Genomic DNA, 14,662 nt, shown 5'->3' with positions numbered 1-14,662 from the left:
TCTCCTTACAGGGATTTTTCAAATGTCCTTTGGATGAACGGAGAGAGAGCTGCGCTCCAAAGAAAACGCAGGAAACAATCCTCAGCGATCTTTCCCCATCGTCTCCAGCTTCTTCGCTAACTCAGGGGTGAATCGGAATGATTCCTGCCGCGTCTCCGCGCACTGGTTGTACACGGTAAGCAGGCTCCGGGGATCGTCCATCACGGCGAGAACACCCGCCTTGCCGCGCACTTCTTCGATCACATACAGCAGCTTTGCGCCGGTAGCGTGATATCCCTCGTTAAAGAAATCTGACAGCGCCGCCTGATACTCCTGCTCTGACAGCTTTCCATCCAGCAACTGCTGCAAGATCTGCTGCGACTCCGGCAGCAGCTTTGGCAGCCGCGCCAGATCAGCCTGAATGTGCCGTTGGCCTTCCAGCTCCTCCCAGCTTCCGTGCGCGTTGATCAGCAGTGTCGCACTTCCCTCCATCAATACATCCACAAGAAAATTCCATGCCTGTACCTGTCCGGCTTGTAGATGGAGCTGCTCGCGCTTTTTATCGAGAATACGGCCATAGCCGACGTGATGCGTCTCGTGGGCGAAGAACTCCACCATCTCCTGCTGCGTCATCGGGTCGGAGTGGTCCTTCGACCTCCAGAGATCGTCGAGCAGATCGATATAAATCCCTTGTTCGGAGGCCGCCGCACCTGCACGCCCGCCCATGACGAAGTACAACTTCGGCGACAGCTCTACTGGCTCTGGCAGATTCTTCTGGGCAAGGGGAATCACTCCGTCGAACCGCTGGTTGGCTTCTGCCTCCTCTAATCTTTTTTGCAAAAGATCAACGTGCTGCCTTGCCCAGATCAGGGATGGGGCCACGTCCTCGGTCAATCCTTGTACGCCCTTCTCTGCTCTCGCTCCTGCTTCAGACGGCTCTATGCGCGCAATTGCACCTTTGCACGCGGCGATAAGAACATCTCTGTACTGTGCCTTTATAATGCGGCGGGAGATATTCTGCTGGCCAATGATGAGCTGCGTACCCGGCATCGCGATCACCCGGTCGATAGTCTGTGCTGACGCGGACCCTACGCTGCATTGCCGCAAAAGTTTGAGCATTGCCTGAGCCTGTGTGGCATCCACATGAGTCATTGCGTAGCCGGGGGCGGCACTCGCAACGGCAACGCAAACCAGCACCGTTCTCACCAGCTGAATTCGCAGCATATTGATGGTACGGACGCTTCTCAGATTTAGTTCGAAGCCGCAGTAACTAGGGTTTCGCAATCACGCCCAGGTCCACCATGCCGTTCACGAAATACTGAACCGCCAGCGCCACCAGCAGCAGTCCCATGATGCGCACCAAAATCCTGATTCCGGTATCTCCCAGTGCTCGGGCCACCTTGTCGGAGTTGCCCAGTACGAGGTAGCAAATCGCTGCCGTAATGAAGATCGAAATCAGGATTGCCGCCATCTGCCACCGCGTCTGCGCCTGGCCTACCAGCACCATGACGCTGGTGATCGCACCCGGCCCGGCCAGCATGGGAATTCCCAACGGAACAATTCCGGCATCGTCCTTCGCTGCCGCCTCCGTCGTATCCTCGCTGGACTCCTGCGTCGGCGACCGCTTCGCCTCCAGCATGTCCAGTCCGATCAAAAGCAGGATAATGCCGCCCGCGATTTCGAACGCCGGCAGCGTAATCCCGAACATCCTGAAGATGTACTGTCCCGCAATCGCAAATGCCGACAGAAACACCAGAGCCGTCAGCGAAGCCTTCCAGGCCATCCTCCGACGCCGCTGTTTATTCGCCCCCGCCGTGACCGCCAGAAACGTCGGCAGCGCGGCAAATGGGTCTACGAGGAAGAAAATGGAGCTTAGCGCCAGCACGGAGAACCGCACGTACGCCGATCGCTCCAGCACCGCCAGGCTCATCGAATGGGCGTCAAGAATCACTCTTCATTCTCCCACGCCCCCGCCAACACACGGCTATAATTAAACATTCAGCCCTCAGGAGCGAATCGTATGGCCCTTCAGACCACCAACAATATCTGGCACAACGGCAATCTCATTCCATGGGACAAAGCCCAGATTCACGTCATGTCCCATGTCGTCCACTACGGGTCTTCGGTCTTCGAAGGCATCCGCTGTTATACGCAGCCCGGCAACGGCTCGGCTATGGGCACCGCCGGCGTCTTCCGCCTGCAGGAGCACATGCAGCGCCTGCTCGACTCCGCCAAGATCTATCGCATGCCCGTGCCCTATACCGTCGATCAGCTTTGCTCCGCCGTCGTCGATGTCGTCGAGGCCAATGGCATTGCCCCCTGCTACATCCGCCCCATCGCCTTCCGCGGCTATGGCGAGATCGGCGTCAATCCCCTCAAGTCTCCCGTCGAGGTCTACATCGCCAACTTCCCCTGGGGTAAATATGTTCCCGGCAACGAAGGCGCCGACGTCTGCGTCTCCAGTTGGAGCCGCCTCGCACCTAACACCATGCCTTCGCTGGCAAAGGCCGGCGCCAACTACATGAACTCGCAGCTCATCCGCATGGAGGCCGAGGTCAACGGCTACTCCGAGGGCATCGCACTCGACGTCAATGGCTACCTCTCCGAGGGCTCTGGCGAGAACCTCTTCATCGTGCGCGGCGGCGTTCTCTACACCACGCCTCTTGCCAACTCAGTGCTCAGCGGCATCACCCGCGCGTCGGTCATCACGCTGGCCAAGCAGCTCGGCATCGAAGTGGTCGAGCAGGCCCTGCCCCGCGAGATGCTCTACATCGCCGACGAAGCCTTCTTCACCGGCACCGCAGCTGAGGTCACACATCTGCGCTCGGTCGACCGCATCCTGGTGGGCGACGGCACCATGGGCCCCATTACCAGTGCGCTGCATGAAGAGTTCTTCGCCATCGTCAACGGGCTCAAGCCCGACCGCCACAACTGGCTCACCCCGGTCAACGTCAAGGTCGCCGAGCCTGTCGGCGCGTAGACTCCCTTACCGCTTCAATAAACTGGCCCTCCTTTTTTCGGGAGGGCCAGTTTATTGGCTCTGCATTACTCAGCAGCAGGCAATCGCCGGTTTCTAAGGAACCCGTCAATCGACCACGGTCCCGGGCCACCCAGAACAAGAGTTGCCAGACAAGCAAGGTATAGAAGATCGCACTCGTATCCTGGCGGCCCGAGCTTTGCCCCCGCAGCAGTCACAGCTATCAGCTTGATCGAGCTGAATCCATAGGGAAGATGCACGGTAAAGATGGCCACGATCAGAACGGCGGCCATCGGCAGGCTCGCCAGTGTTACAAAAGCACCTAGCAGAATTGCCAGGCCACCAAACAGTTCAATCAAAATCGTGGCCGACGCCATCAGGTGCGATGACGGCACGCCAAGCGCGTGCAGTATTGTGGCAAATGCCTCTGGGCCTTTAGTCAGCTTGGCCACTCCGTGCTCCATGAAGCCGTAGCCGACGATCAGACGCAGCGGCACCGTGGCCCACCTTCCGGAACCACCCCACCCGTACCTCGCTTCGCTCTTCATCTCGACATCCTCCAGTGAGCGCGACCGGACTGACGAACAGACAGATGCAGCACACCTTCACGAAGGATGGTCTGCTTTATAGGCTCACTGAATACGACGACTCAGTCACAAAAAGAGTTACAGGCGCTCGCAAGCGCCCGTAACGAAAAGAAGTGAAGATTGAAAGAGCAGGACCGAAGTCCTGCCGCAAAGGTCTAAGCCTTGTGAAGGCTCTTGGAGGGGTTTCGCAGGCCCAGCACGTGAAAATCTTTGAGGCCGCCCTTCAACACGTAGACCAGCTTATTGTTGCCGTTCGGGTCGGTCGGCATCAAAAAGAAGCCGTTCTGCAGCACAAAGTCGGAGTTGTTGCTGACGATCCCCTCGATCATCTCATTGTCGTTGAAATAGACACGCACCCAGAGGCCCTCAAGCACGGGGGCATGCCCATGAAAGTGGAGTGCCCGATGCTTCAGATCCCCCTCAAACGTCTTGACGAAAAAGACCGCTTTGGCGTCCTTGGTCGGCACCTCTTCGATCGTCTGCGAGTCCTGCAGACGCAGACGGATCGACTCGAGGGGAGACTCCTGCGTGCTATGCAGAAGTTCCTCCACCGATCCCAGATCATCTATTTCTGCAAAACCGCGCACCGCACGGTCTTCGTACCGGACCACGATCCGGTGTGTATTCGCTGCTTCTCCATCTCCTCGTTGTGCCACTAAGCCTGACTCCGTGGAGAGAGATCGTACTGCTTGATCTTGTAAAGCAACGCCTTGTAGCTGATCTGAAGGTCACTGGCCGCGGCCTTCCGGTTCCAACCCGTCCCCTCAAGCACACGGGCGATTGCCGTCGCCTCCGCGTCGCCTTTCAGGCCGCGCACCAAAGCCTTGAGTCCTGCTCCGCTCGATGCCTCCCCGGCAGTGCCGGAGGAGTTCTGCTCATTTCCGCTCGATGGGGAGAGCTCATCCAGGATTGCCTTCTCGTCTCCCAGAACCAGGTAGCGGTTGACGACGTTCTCCAGCTCGCGCAGATTGCCGGGCCACGCATGCTCGGTCAGCGTGTTCATCAGCCTTGGCGAGAAGGGAAGCTCATCACGCCCATACCGCTTTGCTCCCTTGCGCATAAAGTACTCGGAGAGCACAGGAATCTCCTCCCTGCGCTCACGCAGCGGGGGGATACTCAGGGTAAAGCCGTTCAGGCGATAGTACAGGTCCTCTCGAAACGTCTTCTGCGCCATCGCCTCTTTCATATTGATATTGGTTGCGGCGATTACACGCACATCGACCTTCATCGGAGCGCGGCTGCCCAAGCGCGAAAAAGTCCCATCCTGCAATACCTGCAATAACTTAGCCTGCAAGATCGCAGGCATCTCCCCGATCTCGTCGAGAAAGATCGTTCCGCCTGTGCAGACTTCAAACTTGCCCGGCTTCGTTTTGATAGCACCGGTAAATGCGCCCTGCTCGTAGCCGAAGAGCTCGCTCTCGAGCAGCTCGGCTGGGACCGCGGCGCAATTGACCTTGAGGAAGATATGTTGGCTGCGGGCCGACATCATGTGCGTGTAGAGCGCAAGAATCTCTTTTCCTGTGCCGCTCTCTCCAAGAATGAGCAGAGGAATATCGGCACGGGCCACCAGCGCGGCCTGTGACTCCAGATCGCGCATACGCTTGCTGGAGCGCACAAAGGAGTGCGTCTCGTTCAGAGGGATCTCGCGAGGCGTATCGGCCGTCGTCTTCCTATCGGCGGAGGCGAGATGCTCCTCGATCGTCGCTTCGACGTCGCAGCCGACAAACGGCTTCATCACGATAGCCTTAACACCCAACCTAATGACGGTCTCGATGTCGCGCAGCTCGGACGAGCCGGAGAGCACAATTACAGGGAGATGCGGCTTGCTGCAGCGAATCTGGGTCAGAAGCGGAAGCGGATCGCGATTGCTATGCAGCGCAAGCAGAAGAAGATCGGACTCCTCCTGGTGTTCGAGCCGGTCGAGCAGCATATGCTCTTCCGAGAACAGGCTCAGGGCGTACTTTCCTCCAAGCGTCGAACGGAGATAGTCAAGAACCGCCAGGTCCGGTTCCAGAATGAGAATCTGGGCCCGCGACTTCGCAGTGGACTTCGAGGCAGAGACCGGGTAAGACAGCGAAGTTGACATACCAAAAACCTCTTTTTGTCACAGACCCTGATCGAAACCAGAGCTTGCGATACTTCTGGGGCCGGATCTGCTGTCCGGATCATCCTTAACTGGAACCCAACTTGCTTTCAATCGATTCGTCAAAGGTGCTGACGACCTTGCTGCGCAGATTTTAGATCGTCACGAAACAATGACGATAGAAAAAATGTTAACAACTTTGCCGACAAAAGAGATAAAGGTTTTCCATTTCTCTTCCTCGAACAGGTCTAGCTTACTATGCAACTTATCGTCCGGAAGAGAAGAATATGCCATTTTTTTGCAGATTACTTTGGTAAACATTTTCACTGTAACCTGCCAAAAGCTGATGAATATGGGATTACATCGCCAATTCGGAGAGGTCTACTGCTCGAGTGCCTCAGTTTGCGACAGAAAGATCACCTCAGCTTCATCTCTTTGAGCCAATTGGTTATTGACGTGCAAGATAACAAGTATTGCATCACTGTGACTCCTGCACTTCGATAGGAAAATACTCTTGATTCACCATGCTGAATCCGTTGCTGCTCTGAACCTGCCGCCACTCGACATCATCTTCGGGAGGACTGCAGCCATGCAGGCCGTCCGAAATAAATTGGAACGGGTCGCAGAGACTGATGTCCCTGTCCTGATCCAGGGCGAAAGTGGTACAGGCAAAGAGGTTTGCGTTCGTCTGCTGCATGCTCTCTCCAAGCGTGCCAGTGGCTCTCTGGTTAAGGTAAGTTGTCCCGCGATTCCCCATTCACTGCTTGAAACCGAGCTGTTCGGATACGAAAAAGGCGCCTTTACCGGTGCCATGTCGACCAAACAGGGCCGGGTGGAACAGGCACACATGGGAACGCTGTTCCTCGACGAAGTTGGAAGCCTTGATCTCGCCGTTCAGGCCAAGCTCCTGCAAGTTCTTCAGGATGGGACGTTTACGCGGGTTGGGGGACATGATCCGCGCTCCATTACAACCCGGCTGGTCTCGGCTGCCAACTGCGATCTTCGCAATCAGGTAGAAGATGGGACATTCCGCCTCGACTTTCTCTTTAGAATCAATGCAGTAACGATCAACCTTCCGCCTCTGCGGCAACGCATTGCCGATCTGCCTGTTCTCATCGACTACTTTATCGAGCACTATGCAAAAGTTTTCCACCACGCACCGGAATTGCTCTCCAAGAGTGCCGTGCGATTGATGCAGAACTATCACTGGCCGGGAAATATCCGTCAGCTCGAGAACCTTATTCGGAGTTATGTCCTGATCGGGAGCGAAGATGCCCTGGTTGCAGAGCTGATGCCGGAGACTCCGCGCAGTGGAATCACTACGGAGATCGATCTGAGCGAACCGATATCGCTCAAGAACATTACCAAGAAGGCGACCCAAGACCTGGAGCGGCAGATCATCCTGAAGGTCTTGCAGGAGAACAGTTGGAACCGTCAAAAGACAGCTAAGTGGTTGCAAATCAGCTATCGGTCGCTGCTCTACAAGTTGAGCGAGGCGGGAATGCCGGAGGTTCCACCACGTCCGCTGCGGATTCCGGGGCTGGTGAAGAAGACCTCGGAGAGAACGCTGAAGCCGGCGCTTTCGTCTCGAAGCAGAATTTATTAAGGTATTTCTACTCAAAACCCCCGGCTTTGGCCGGGGTTTTGTTGTCTACCAGCTTTCAGGCAATCTCAGTATCTATTGAGCGCCCTGGCGGCGGATGATGGTCTTGACCGTCTCGAACATGATGAGCAGGTCAAGGCCGAGCGTCATGTGCTTGATGTAGTAGAGATCAAACTCCAACTTTTCGCGACTCTGTGCCAGCGTGGCTCCGTAGCCATATCGGACCTGCGCCCAGCCGGTGAGACCGGGGCGGATCATGTGGCGGAGATCGAAGTAAGGAATCTGTTCGGAGAGCCAGGGCACGAACTCGGGCCGCTCGGGGCGGGGCCCTACGAAGCCCATGTCACCGCGCAGAACGTTCCAGAGCTGGGGAACCTCGTCGAGCCGGGTCTTGCGCATGAACATGCCTACGCGGGTAACACGAGGATCGTTCTTGGTGGCCCACTTGGCGCCTGCGGCTTCGGCGTCGGTGCGCATGGTGCGGAATTTGTAGACGGAGAAGTTGCGGCCGCCCATGCCGACGCGCGTCTGTCGGAAAAAGATAGGGCCGGGCGACGACATGCGAACCAGCAGAACGACGAAGGGAAAGAACGGAAGAAAGAGAAGCAGACCGATGGCCGCGGTCAGGGTAGAGACGATACGGCGGGCGATCTGCTGTGAGGGCTTTACGCGAAAGCCTTCACTGTAGATAAAGTTGCTGGGACGCAGGCCATCGAGGTAGAGCTTGCCGGTCAACCGCTCCAGCAGCGCGCCGGCCTCTTCAATGACGACGCCGTTGAAGCGCAGCTTGAGCAGCTCACGCATCGGGAGAGTGCCGCGACGATCCTCGAGCGCGACCACTACCCGGTCGATGTGATGCTTCGAGCCGTCCATATCAGCCAAGGCAGCACCGAAGACCTGCTGCCTCTCTGCCTTGTCGTCAGTAAAACCGTCGCAGCCAACGACTTCCATTCCGGCGTCTTTGCGATTACGCAGAAGATTGACGACCATCTGGGCGCGTTCGCCCGCTCCGAGGACGTAGACCCTTTCACGAAAGGCATCCCTGCCGATGAGCCACTCATAGATACCGCGCCATACCACCAGCGCGATGGTCAGAAAGACAAGACCGAGCAGAAGAGCAGAGTGGGCAATGTCGACGGCAGGAAAAAGGTAGATGATGCCGGAGAGAAGGAAAGAGAGAAAGCCGAGGACGAGCAGGAGTCGGAAATAGATCTCCCAGCTTTCGGAGATGCGCTGTGGCTCGTAGAGATCGAAATAGTAGGAGATCAGAAGCGTAAGAATGATGAGGGCAGCGATCTTGACCCAACCGTATTCGAAGTTGAGGACGAGGTAGGTGTCCGGCCCGGCGATCAGGGCAGTCGCCAACAGGAAGCAACCACCAATAATCAACGCCTCGCACAACAGCAGAACAATGGTACGCGTCGGGTAGTACACGTTGAATAGGCGAATCATTGCTCTCTCTTACCAGTAATCTGCTGTAGACCGGGAACCATAGACGACGACATCAATATTCTCCATAGCTGATGCGCATCGGACGCTGCCATCATCCGAATACGATCAACCTTTGGCGAGTAACAACAACATAAGAGAGCATACCCCAACAGTTAGAGCTCTTTTTTTCATGCGCTTCCGTAACGGCCCGCAACGAAGATCCCAAGGCTCAGCCGTAAACGAAGTCGATTCGTCAATTTCCATTTAATTTACGGCAAGATAGAGATGACGGAATATCAATCTCCATCATTTTTCCGTATTGTCCCAAGTCCGTCACTCACTCGTTAGTGGAATCGTAGCCATAGTAGCTGCCGACCTGTGGAGCCTCATGCACCGCGTTGAGCACAAAACCGAGGACCTTCGCGGCCTTCAGCTCACTTTGCGCTCGTTGTGCAATGGGGAACTTGGTGACTCCACCACGGGCGACCAGCAGGACGCCATCGCAAGAGCGAGCGAGATTGACTGCGTCCGAGACCGGCAGAACCGGCGACGAGTCGACGATGATCCAGTCGAAGTAGGGAGATGCCTGGCGAATAAGATCGCCAAAGCGCGGACTGCCGGAGAGGTCCGCAGCCCTGTCTCCGCCATTGCCCCCAGCGATAAAGGTAAGGTTGGGCAGTGCGGGCTGCTTGACGGAGTCGGTGGACGGCATCTCCTGTGGGCGCTGCATTACTTCGACGAGACTGGCCTTCCCAGCTAGATAGTCGGCCAAACCGGGCTGCGATTCGCAACCGAGAATTTGGTGCATCGTATAGCGGCGCATGTCGCCGTCGATCAGCAGAACCTTGCTGTTTTTGTGACGCGCGAGGCTGAAGGCCAGGTTAACGGAGACGAAGCTCTTGCCCTCCTGGGGCAGACCGCTGCTGATGAGGATCGTCTTGAGCGGGCCGAGGTCGCGTAGCTCGAAGATACGCGAGCGCAGGCTGCGAAACTGCTCGACGGCAGGGCCGCGATGCAAAAGTGCCGGAAGCCGGGCAAAGACCGGGCTCCAGGGGCGACGTTCGATCTTATTGAGGTCGAGCGGCTCTTGCATGACGGCTGCGGCAGTCGGAGCAGCCGGGCGAGGACGCGCAGGCGCGGGGATGGCTGACTCATACTCTGCTTCGACGACAGCAGTCTGCGGGAGCGGCTCGAAGTTGACCGAAGGCGCCGGATTTGCCACTTGCTCCGGAGTGCGCGGCGTGCGGGTGCGATCTTCCTGGGAGCGCTCGGACTCTGCTTTTTGGAGTGCTTCGTAAATGCGACTCATCGATCTTGCCTTCCCGTGGGTTCACCATTAAAAACTGTGTTGAAGTTGGGAGCGTCGCCGGAGACGGTGAGCGGCGACGACATGCCCCCGCCGCCCATGGCCGCGGAGGAGATAAGAAATGGCTGCGTTTCAAGCTCAAGCTCTATCGCTACGCCTTCGACAATGGCTGGGGTGATCTCCCGGGCCTGTTCAACATAGCCTACGATCAGCGAGTGCTCGCACAGTAGGTTGATAATGCGCGGAATCCCGCGGCTGAAGCGATGGATCAGTCTCAGAGCCTCCTGCGTGAAGATAGGCCACGACGCACCGGCGATGCGCAGACGCTCGGCTACATAGGCGTGAGTCTGGCTCTCGCTGAGCGACTGGGTGCGGCACCACAAGGAGACTCGCTGACGAAGCTGGCGAACGCTGGGGTGGCGGAGCTTCTCTTCAAGCTCGGGCTGGCCGGAGAGGACGATCTGGAGCAGCTTCTCCGACGAGGTTTCAAGGTTGGTGAGCAGCCGAATCTCTTCGAGCAACTCCCAGGAGAGGTTCTGCGCCTCATCGACGACGACAACGCAGGTCTCTTCCATGCGGAAGCGTTCGATGAGCCAGCGATTAAGCTGGAGCAGCATTCCGGACTTGGTACGGGTCGCCGGGGTGATACCGAAGTCGGTGAGCACGAACTCGAGGAAGTCCAGCGTCTCGAGGCGCGGATTGAAGACGAACGAGGTGGACACACGGCGTCCGCTGAAAGAGCTGAGGGCCCGTCGCAGCAGCGTGGTCTTTCCGGTACCAACCTCGCCAGTGAGTACGGTGAAGCCCTTGCGCGCGGAGATACCATACTCCAGGCAGGCAAGCGCCTCCCGGGTATGCGGCATCATGTAGAGGAAGCGCGGGTCGGGACTGGTGCCGAAAGGATTGCTTTGCAGCTTGTAGAAGCTCTTATACATAATCAGCTACCTGTGTTCACGAGCGGCTTCGAGTCCGCTGCAAGCTCTGGCTGACGGCGGAACGGCCATCTGCGTTTGGACGGCACAGGTTGCTCCTCCTCGCCGGTGAAGCCGATGACAGCCAGCGTCGGCAGCTTGGTGAATGCCCAGATATCCCGCTCACTACGAACTGCGGTGTCACGATACTCGATGAGGCCCACAATCGCAAGACCGAGCACAAGCCCGCCGATAAAGCCGCCCAGTACGAAGACCAGCCGGTTGGGGAAGGTCGGAGCTTCAGGAAGGTTGGGCTCATCCATGACCTTGAAGTTCTCGCCCTGCTGCCGCTTCTCGAGATCTGTTCCCATCTTGGCAAGGTTCATCTTATTGAGGAGATCATCATAGAACTGTTGAGCAGTGGCATGGTCGCGGGTAATGTTCTTGAACTGCTCCTGCACCGCCGGAGTGGACTCGATACGTCCTTGATAGGCACGAATCTGGCTCTGAATCTGGGCCTGATCGCGCTTCTTCTGAATAATTCCCTGCTCGACGGCGCGAAGTTGAGCACGAAGCTGTTGCACGCTCAGAGAATCGTGGGTGCTGGGAGTGGAGATCGACGACGGCTTCGCAGGCTCGGGAGCTTTGGCCATCTGGGCGCGAAGCTCCTTGATCTTGCGTCGAACCGTAACCACATCGGGATAGTCGTCGGTGTAGCGGGCCGTCAGGTCGGCTTCCTGGCTGAGAAGCGAATCCAGTTCAGTCTGCTGCGCCTGCGGGGCTACAGCACCGCTAACGCTTGAGCTTTGAGCTGCGGTCTGCTGTGCCAGCATCGCCTCCTCGTAGCTCTTGTCCTGCTCCAGACGCGCGAGCGCCTGGGTGGCCGCATCCAACTGGGTGTTGAGGGTGGTCAACATATTCATGTTGGTCGCCTCTTCACCCGGAAGTCTGCCGGCGTACTGCTCCTGAAAGCGCGCCAGCTTGGAATCCTGGTCGTCGAGTTTGCTCTTGGCGTCAGCGAGCTGAGCCTGGAGGAAGGCGGTGGTGCCCTCGGCGGAAGCAGTACGATCGCTGAGATTTTCGCTGACGAAGAGCGAGGTGATCTCGCCGCAGACGAGCTGGGCCGTACGGGCATCACTCGCCTGATAGGAGATATAAAAACCTGGCATCCCCGACGAACCCGCCGATTGGATCGGCTTGATATCGATGTTCTTGCGGACGGCATCGATGCGGTCGTCCATCGACATCTTGCTGGTGCCGTACAGGTTGAAGCGCTCGATGATGGGTTGGATGCGGGAGCGACTGAGGATCTGCTCCTTCATCGAGGCGAGGCGGGCGCTGAGATCTTCGGTAACGACCGGCTTGACGTAGCTGTCGGGAACCTTCTGCTGCTCAACCAGGACGAGCGTCTGCGAGACGTAGCGGGGCTGGACGAGATGGCTGATCCCGTAGGTAAAGATGGGGAGGATAAGCGCCGGGATGACGATGATCCACCACCTGCGCTTGAGGATGGCGGTATAGTCTTCCAGACTGAGTGCGCGATGGCCAAGCATGATAACTCCTTAAAACTGACCGAGGCGGGTGGAGCGGGGAGAGAAGGTAATCCCGACGCCAAACGTCTGCGTAAGACCGCTGAAGGCATTCTGTAAAGCCAGCGAGCTGTCAATGGATTGATGTTGAACGTTATAGCTGGCGAATGCAGAGAGAGAATCCGACAATCTGCGCGATACCTGGGCACCACCGTAGGTCATATTGGAGGTTCCACCAAAGTAGAGAAAGTTAAGATTGGTGCCGGCAGCAGCTCCAGTCTGCACCAGACCTGAGGAATGAGTATAGTTTGCGCTGACCGAAGTCATCCAATCGCGTCCATAAGTCCGGCCGATCGAAGCCGAGACACTATCGGCCAGAGTGCCAGCCTGAACGCCTGAGCCGCCCTGGACGCCACGGGTGTAATTGAGGCCGCCTGTTACCTCGCGACGGGAATAGTTGAGACTGAGATCGGTAGCCACGGTAAGGTTCGAAGGCACCACAGCGCTGTTGGAGCTGCTAATCCACAAGGGGCCTGCGGAGGCGCTCATCGAGAGACTGCGGCTTAGAACGCGCTGGAATACGCCGTTGATGCCACGCGTCTGGATCGACAGATTGATTCCTGAACCGTAGCTCAGGGTGGAGTAGCTTACATTGCCACTGATCGTGTCGCGCACGTCGAGACGGTGATTCAGCCCAACCTCACCCATAACCTGCGAGTTGTCGAGGCCATTGCTGTTGGGAAAGCGGAGGATCGACCATGTGGCGCTTCCGCTTACCGAGGTGCGGCCGCTGAGGCGGCGTTCGACATCGCCGGTCAGGGCATTGCTGACGTTCGTAGCATTAGCAGTCAGAATTCCACCGGCAGGGCCGCTTGAGGGGCCAGAAGTCGGTTGCGAGCCGAGATCGCCGACACCGGGAATTCCGGAGAGGCCGGTGGTCGGGGACTCGGGCAGATAGCTCACAGAATCGGACACGCCAAAGTTCCATGCTCCCTTCACTAGCCCCTGCGAGATGGCGAAGTTCTGGTAAGGCGTCAGACTATTTTTGTAGAGATTTCCTAATAGAAGACCGCCTGCGTAGAGCATCCCGAACGGATGGGCGACGCTTCTCGAATTATAGGAAGCCGAACCGGACAGGGCGGTTGAATACCCTACGCCCGTATTGAGATCGCCGAACTGAAACTGCTCTGAGGCGCTCAGAGAATAGTGGAAGATACCGTCGACCGAGGGAAGCCCCGGACCGACACTCGGCGACATGGTGCTGGCCGGGGCCGCCTGGGCAAAGGCGACCGAGGCCGTGGCAGCAACGAGCGCCAGGCTAGCAACACAAATCTTGAGAGAACGGCTCATGGGACCACAATCGTGTCGCCAGGTTGAAGCGAAACGCCCTGTTTATCGTCGCCTTTCAGCGCCTTTTTATAGTCGTAGGGGATCTTCTTCTGGGTAGCTCCGGTGCCACGCAGAATATAGATGTGTTTGGAGTGAGCAAATGGCGACAGACCGCCGGCTGCGGCGATGGCCTGCAAGGGGGTCATGCCCGCGGTCATCGAGATGGCTCCGACATGTCCCACCTCGCCGATCATGAAGACCCTCTGGCTGTTGACGGCAAGAACGACGACCGAAACGATGGGGTCCTGAACGTATTTCTTAAGCCGCTGAGTGATATCGGCAGCGAGTTGCATGGGGGTCATGCCAGCAGCCTGCAGGTCGCCCAGAAGAACCAGCGAGATTCTGCCGTCGGGGCGCACGGGAACTGTGCCGGAGAGCGTGGGCTCCTTCCAGACCGTGATCTGAAGGGAGTCTTCGGGCCCGATAATATAGTGGGCAATATCGCTGGAGTCCGTTGTCGATGGCTTCTGCGTTGCATCCGACACGGTATTCTGCGCAGTGGCTGCGGCTGGAGATTGCGCTTGCTGGGCTACCGCAACAGCAGGCATCGCAGACGACATTGCCATGAGCAAAACAAGAGACCACTTCATCAGGTAACTCCCCCTATTCGAGCCGTTAACCGGCTTCTCCCATTTTGCCTCATCTGCTTGCTGGTGCAGCTTTTTTGTCCTGAACATCCAATCATGTCCCAATAGGGAACTCTGCGCCAGAGGAGTTAAATCAACTACCAGACGAGTTGGGTTACCCTCCCGATCGATGCACCCTCGATTTCGTTTTGTAAACCCTGCAATCATAGGAATCCTTTGCTTAGTACCCGGTTTTCAAGCACGAGGAATGCCAAACCGGAGAACGGGGCAGGGTTTTATC

The 14,662-nt window shown here is 57.4% G+C and carries 13 protein-coding genes; 2 read left to right on the top strand and 11 right to left on the bottom strand.

Going from position 1 to position 14,662, the window contains the following annotated elements:
* Positions 1-81: 81 nt before the first annotated feature.
* Positions 82-1,203, bottom strand: coding sequence for a DUF5700 domain-containing putative Zn-dependent protease (locus tag IEW09_RS05125; protein ID WP_188553025.1), 1,122 nt, complete (start codon positions 1,201-1,203; stop codon positions 82-84).
* Between the two features lie 46 nt (positions 1,204-1,249).
* Complete coding sequence (locus tag IEW09_RS05120) at positions 1,250-1,930, bottom strand: MarC family protein (protein ID WP_229739092.1); 681 nt, start codon at positions 1,928-1,930, stop codon at positions 1,250-1,252.
* 69 nt (positions 1,931-1,999) lie between these two features.
* On the opposite strand from IEW09_RS05120, the gene IEW09_RS05115 reads away from it, so the two are divergent.
* A complete protein-coding gene (locus IEW09_RS05115; RefSeq protein ID WP_188553024.1) occupies positions 2,000-2,959 on the top strand; it encodes a branched-chain amino acid transaminase in 960 nt (319 codons plus the stop codon).
* A gap of 65 nt (positions 2,960-3,024) precedes the next feature.
* Here the strand turns inward: IEW09_RS05115 and IEW09_RS05110 are convergent, their stop codons facing one another.
* From IEW09_RS05110 to IEW09_RS05100, 3 genes are all read right to left on the bottom strand, one after another.
* A complete protein-coding gene (locus IEW09_RS05110) occupies positions 3,025-3,504 on the bottom strand; it encodes a DoxX family protein (protein WP_188553023.1) in 480 nt (159 codons plus the stop codon).
* 194 nt (positions 3,505-3,698) lie between these two features.
* Complete coding sequence (locus IEW09_RS05105; RefSeq protein WP_188553022.1) at positions 3,699-4,199, bottom strand: DUF6982 domain-containing protein; 501 nt, start codon at positions 4,197-4,199, stop codon at positions 3,699-3,701.
* Complete coding sequence (locus IEW09_RS05100) at positions 4,199-5,629, bottom strand: sigma-54-dependent transcriptional regulator (protein WP_188553021.1); 1,431 nt, start codon at positions 5,627-5,629, stop codon at positions 4,199-4,201. The genes IEW09_RS05105 and IEW09_RS05100 overlap by 1 nt, the downstream gene beginning before the upstream one ends.
* 511 nt (positions 5,630-6,140) lie before the next feature.
* On the opposite strand from IEW09_RS05100, the gene IEW09_RS05095 reads away from it, so the two are divergent.
* Positions 6,141-7,232, top strand: coding sequence for a sigma-54 interaction domain-containing protein (locus tag IEW09_RS05095; protein ID WP_229739091.1), 1,092 nt, complete (start codon positions 6,141-6,143; stop codon positions 7,230-7,232).
* Positions 7,233-7,304: 72 nt separating this feature from the next.
* Here IEW09_RS05095 and IEW09_RS05090 read toward each other — a convergent pair whose 3' ends face one another.
* The 6 genes from IEW09_RS05090 to IEW09_RS05065 form a co-directional block, all read right to left on the bottom strand.
* Positions 7,305-8,681 (bottom strand): TIGR03013 family XrtA/PEP-CTERM system glycosyltransferase, encoded by a 1,377-nt coding sequence (locus IEW09_RS05090; protein ID WP_188553020.1) that lies wholly within the window; start codon positions 8,679-8,681, stop codon positions 7,305-7,307.
* A gap of 316 nt (positions 8,682-8,997) precedes the next feature.
* Entirely contained in the window at positions 8,998-9,969 is a 972-nt protein-coding gene (locus IEW09_RS05085) for a CpsD/CapB family tyrosine-protein kinase (protein WP_188553019.1), read from the bottom strand.
* Entirely contained in the window at positions 9,966-10,901 is a 936-nt protein-coding gene (locus IEW09_RS05080) for an ExeA family protein (protein WP_188553018.1), read from the bottom strand. Before IEW09_RS05080 ends, IEW09_RS05085 begins: the two co-directional genes overlap by 4 nt.
* Positions 10,902-10,903: 2 nt before the next feature.
* Positions 10,904-12,430, bottom strand: a complete 1,527-nt coding sequence (locus IEW09_RS05075) for a GumC family protein (protein ID WP_188553017.1) — start codon at positions 12,428-12,430, stop codon at positions 10,904-10,906.
* Positions 12,431-12,439: 9 nt separating this feature from the next.
* Complete coding sequence (locus tag IEW09_RS05070; protein WP_188553016.1) at positions 12,440-13,756, bottom strand: hypothetical protein; 1,317 nt, start codon at positions 13,754-13,756, stop codon at positions 12,440-12,442.
* A complete protein-coding gene (locus IEW09_RS05065; protein WP_188553015.1) occupies positions 13,753-14,385 on the bottom strand; it encodes a polysaccharide biosynthesis/export family protein in 633 nt (210 codons plus the stop codon). Before IEW09_RS05065 ends, IEW09_RS05070 begins: the two co-directional genes overlap by 4 nt.
* Positions 14,386-14,662: the final 277 nt, after the last annotated feature.

Origin of the sequence: Edaphobacter dinghuensis, assembly GCF_014640335.1 — a bacterium.
Lineage (GTDB): Bacteria > Acidobacteriota > Terriglobia > Terriglobales > Acidobacteriaceae > Edaphobacter > Edaphobacter dinghuensis.
Note: the sequence above shows the minus strand (reverse complement) of the source record. Positions and strands in the feature narration are given on the sequence as shown.

Coding starts and splice junctions, on each gene's coding strand:
- IEW09_RS05125 (WP_188553025.1), bottom strand. CDS start 1,203: ATGCTGCGAATTCAGCTGGTGAGAACGGTGCTGGTTTGCGTTGCCGTT.
- IEW09_RS05115 (WP_188553024.1), top strand. CDS start 2,000: ATGGCCCTTCAGACCACCAACAATATCTGGCACAACGGCAATCTCATT.
- IEW09_RS05110 (WP_188553023.1), bottom strand. CDS start 3,504: ATGAAGAGCGAAGCGAGGTACGGGTGGGGTGGTTCCGGAAGGTGGGCC.
- IEW09_RS05100 (WP_188553021.1), bottom strand. CDS start 5,629: ATGTCAACTTCGCTGTCTTACCCGGTCTCTGCCTCGAAGTCCACTGCG.
- IEW09_RS05090 (WP_188553020.1), bottom strand. CDS start 8,681: ATGATTCGCCTATTCAACGTGTACTACCCGACGCGTACCATTGTTCTG.
- IEW09_RS05085 (WP_188553019.1), bottom strand. CDS start 9,969: ATGAGTCGCATTTACGAAGCACTCCAAAAAGCAGAGTCCGAGCGCTCC.
- IEW09_RS05080 (WP_188553018.1), bottom strand. CDS start 10,901: ATGTATAAGAGCTTCTACAAGCTGCAAAGCAATCCTTTCGGCACCAGT.
- IEW09_RS05075 (WP_188553017.1), bottom strand. CDS start 12,430: ATGCTTGGCCATCGCGCACTCAGTCTGGAAGACTATACCGCCATCCTC.
- IEW09_RS05070 (WP_188553016.1), bottom strand. CDS start 13,756: ATGAGCCGTTCTCTCAAGATTTGTGTTGCTAGCCTGGCGCTCGTTGCT.
- IEW09_RS05065 (WP_188553015.1), bottom strand. CDS start 14,385: ATGAAGTGGTCTCTTGTTTTGCTCATGGCAATGTCGTCTGCGATGCCT.